Annotated in this window: 1 protein-coding gene; it reads left to right on the top strand. The window is 46.3% G+C overall.

Annotated elements, in window-relative coordinates; all coding sequences use genetic code 11:
• Positions 1–66: 66 nt before the first annotated feature.
• A partial coding sequence (locus ACS8FD_RS20470; RefSeq protein ID WP_439277216.1) for a ComEC/Rec2 family competence protein occupies positions 67–715 on the top strand: 649 nt, incomplete at its 3' end.

Below are 715 nucleotides of genomic sequence, written 5' to 3'. Positions count from 1 at the left end.
AAGCGAACATCTAGTAACACACAAACAATTGATCTTAATGGTCTACAGCCTGGTGATCAGTTGCTCATGACTTTAAAGCTTGTACCTCTAGTCACCTCTGGACAAACACTCAACAATCCAACAGGTTTCGACAGCTATCGCTGGTTACGGGGACGTCATATCGATGGTATGGCTACTATTATGGCGACTGGCGAGCCTATCAGAGTGTTAGATAGCTCATCGACAATGCTTGCTTCAAATGCCGCGTTTGACTCATTTCTTAACAGTTTGCGCACTCATATTGACCAGTGGCGTTGGCAGCTGCGTCAGCATTTTTATGCAGATTGGCTGCAGCAAACGACAGCAGAGCAACAAGCCAAAGCAGTAACGTTAAGTTTACTGACAGGTGATCGTAGTTTAATCAATCACGAGACCAAGGATCTATACCAGTTGGCTGGTATCTCGCATCTGTTAGCCATTTCTGGCACGCATGTTTTGTTTTTGGCCATCATACTCGCAGGTGCCGCAGTTTGGTTAGTAAACCACCAGTGGCCAGCGCTGTATCGTAATATACCGCGCTGGCAGGTACGTTGGTGGGTCATGATTGGTGTTGCTTTTATCTATGCGTTATTTACAGGATTTGATGTACCAGCTGCCCGTACCGCATGGATGCTACTAGCAATAGGGTTGGTGCGATTAACGCTACTGCCTATTAGTACCATGCGTGTGTTACTTG

The sequence above is a fragment of the Psychrobacter sp. 1U2 genome (assembly GCF_051847575.1).
Note: the sequence above shows the minus strand (reverse complement) of the source record. Positions and strands in the feature narration are given on the sequence as shown.